The organism is Candidatus Thermoplasmatota archaeon (assembly GCA_030018475.1).
Classification (GTDB): Archaea; Thermoplasmatota; JASEFT01; order JASEFT01; family JASEFT01; genus JASEFT01.
This window is the reverse complement of record JASEFT010000031.1, coordinates 12486-14897: the sequence shown is the minus strand read 5'-3', so window position 1 is coordinate 14897 and position 2412 is coordinate 12486. Positions and strand designations below refer to the sequence as shown.

Annotated in this window: 3 protein-coding genes; 1 reads left to right on the top strand and 2 read right to left on the bottom strand. The window is 37.8% G+C overall.

Annotation, left to right across the window (positions count from 1 at the left end):
• Positions 1 to 189: 189 nt before the first annotated feature.
• The gene (locus QMD21_05160) at positions 190 to 594 is read right to left on the bottom strand and encodes a universal stress protein (protein MDI6856151.1); all 405 of its coding nucleotides are present in this window, start codon (positions 592 to 594) and stop codon (positions 190 to 192) included.
• 17 nt (positions 595 to 611) lie between these two features.
• On the bottom strand, positions 612 to 1478 hold the full coding sequence (locus QMD21_05155) for an HIT domain-containing protein (GenBank protein MDI6856150.1): 867 nt from the start codon (positions 1476 to 1478) through the stop codon (positions 612 to 614).
• Between the two features lie 67 nt (positions 1479 to 1545).
• On the opposite strand from QMD21_05155, the gene QMD21_05150 reads away from it, so the two are divergent.
• Positions 1546 to 2412, top strand: an 867-nt coding sequence (locus QMD21_05150; protein ID MDI6856149.1) for a radical SAM protein, incomplete at its 3' end; no start/stop codon positions are given.

Below are 2412 nucleotides of genomic sequence, written 5' to 3'. Positions count from 1 at the left end.
CTTTTTAGAAAAAAGAAAAGCCCTTCACGGGAAAAGAAAAACATGGGATTTTTTTTCTTTTTTCTTTCCCTGAAGGATTTCTTTTTTCTTTTCCTAAAAGAAAAAAGAAAGGCTTCATACCAAGGAGCCGCTCTACCACTGAGCCATGGCGGCTAGCCCAATATAATTGTTTTCGACCTAGAAATAATTTTACTTTACTACTAAAACAGGCTTTTTAGCGTATCTCATAACTTTTTCAGTTACACTTCCTAATGCAAAAGTACTTACCTTGCTCAAGCCTCTATCGCCGAGCGCTATCAAATCGCAATTTAATTCGTTACCGAGCTTCAGTATCTCTTCTGCAATATCGCCTTCTCTAACAAGCCCTATAACCTTTAACCCCCTCTCTTTTAGATTAGCAATAGCAGAATTTACAGATTCCAATGCGCGAGCTTTTGAAAGTTCAGGATCAAATTCTGCAAATTCTTTTAAGGTTGGTAAAGGTACTATAGAAACCACGATGAGCTCATCTTGAGGCTTAAGCAAACTTACTACTTTATCAATCGCTTTCTTAGAGGCTTCAGAGCCATCGTAGCCTAAAAGTATTGTGCCCATATTAGTCAAAAAACTTTCTAAGAACTTAAAATTTTTTTAATCTTTTCATAAGTTTGCTCTAAAGATTCCGTTATTACTCTAGTATTACCAACGACTTCCATAAAACCGCTTTCAGGCACATAGCGCGGTACTAAATGAAGCTGTAAATGCTCTGAGCTGTTAGGCGCTTCACCTATATTCATACCCAAATTGAAACCTGCTGGCGAATAAATTTTTTCGATTGCTTTTTTCAACTTAATAGCGGTAGTGAAAATTTCTAAAAGCTCAGGTAAGTCTAAATTCTCAAATTTCATATGCTCTTCAGGCGCTATTACTAAATGACCCCTATTGTAAGGATTAGAATGAAGATAAACAGTAGGCTTCTGCCTTAAAATATATTTAGGGACAGGGCATTTGCAATGCACTTTCGTTAATTCTTTTGGAGTGCTCTCTCTCAGTATGCTAACGTTCTCAAGATATAATTTGTGGATAGTTTCTTGCTCTTCGTAGAGAGGTTTCCGCTTATACCTGGGAACTATCTGAGCATGCAAATGCTCTATACTAGCGCCTCCGGCCTTGCCTAAGTTTATACCAATATTAAAGCCTTGAGGAAACATTAACTTTTCAATAAATCTTGCAGCCCTTTGAGTGAAATCTAAAAAATATCCCAGCTCTGGGGTAGAGAGGTCTTCTAGCTCTTTTACATGCCTTGTCGGTATTACTTGTAAATGGCCTGGAGAATAGGGGAAAACGTTCATAAGAATAATAATGTGCTCGTCTTGATACACAAGTCTAGTCCACACTCTAGGATCTCTATCGCGAATTGCACAGAACAGGCATTCTTGAATTGGCTTCTGCTTGCCGACGTAAGCGCTTCTTGATGGTGCGAACAGCACCTCATACATAGTTAGAACTAATAAAATCGTAAGGTTAAAAAGCTTTTCGCCCCTTTTTAGTTATTTGTAATAAAAAATGGCTGCAAGAGAGAAATTGCCTTATTATTTCGGAATTTTGGAAAATAAAAAAGAAGCTAGATATTTAGGTACGAAAAAAGTTGGAGTAGAATTCACTAATAACGCATTAGAAGAAGAGCTTTGGAAAGAGCATGACAAAGCCATGCATACAAAAAAATCTAAAGGCTCTAGAACTTTATTTGAAATTAAGTTAGAGCTTGCAAAAAGAATGCTTGAGGAGTGCAGGTTCTGCGAACGCCGTTGCTTAGTTAATCGCGCTAAAGGCGAGTTAGGTCATTGCAAAGTTGGTACTCCTAGAATAGCAACCGAGTTCATTCACTGGGGCGAGGAGCCTGAGCTTATACCATCTTATACTATATTCTTTGCCTCATGCACTTTTCACTGCGTATACTGCCAGAACTGGGATATATCGCAATACCCAGACGCAGGCGTTAGTATTGCATGTGAAAGACTAGCGCAGCTGATTGAGCGAAGATATAGACTGCGAGAGGCACGGAATCTTAATCTTGTTGGCGGCGAACCAACGCCCAACTTAGAATACATTCTTGAAGCTCTTGGCTATTGCAATGCTAATATTCCTGTGGTTTGGAATTCTAATATGTATATGACTGAAGAATCTATGAAAATCCTTGACGGTATTGTCGATATTTATCTTACCGATTTTAAATACGGCAATGATAAATGCGCTAAAAGATTATCCAAAGTTGATAATTATTTCGAAATAGTTTCTAGAAATCATAAAATTGCAAACAAGCAATGTGAGCTTATAATAAGGCATCTTGTACTTCCAAATCACATAGAATGTTGTACCAAGCCTATCCTCGACTGGGTTGCAAATAATTTGAGCTTAGAAAATGTTAGAGTT